Source organism: Bacillus sp. EKM208B, from assembly GCF_011800725.1.
Lineage (GTDB): Bacteria > Bacillota > Bacilli > Bacillales > Bacillaceae > Bacillus > Bacillus velezensis.
Window position 1 is genome coordinate 1 of the sequence record NZ_JAANHO010000064.1, and the last position, 230, is coordinate 230.

Here is a 230-nt window from a genome sequence, read left to right on the forward strand (position 1 = left end):
GCTTTTAACGAATGGCCGCCCCGCTCAAAAAAGTGATCCCGGATGCCGACGGGGCCGTTTTTCAGCACCTCTTCCCAGAGGGCGCAAAGCTTCATTTCCGTGACGTTCCGCGGGGCGGTGTACGCCTGTCTGTCTGCCGCTCCGTCGGGAGCCGGCAGCGCGCGGCGGTCAAGCTTTCCGCTCGGCGTGACCGGCCATTCGCTCATCTCTATAAACTGAGCCGGCATCAT

At 62.2% G+C, this 230-nt stretch carries 1 protein-coding gene; it reads right to left on the bottom strand.

Annotated elements, in window-relative coordinates:
- Positions 1-230 (bottom strand): hypothetical protein (locus tag G9F75_RS19890; RefSeq protein ID WP_167409349.1); only part of this gene is annotated, 230 nt, incomplete at both ends.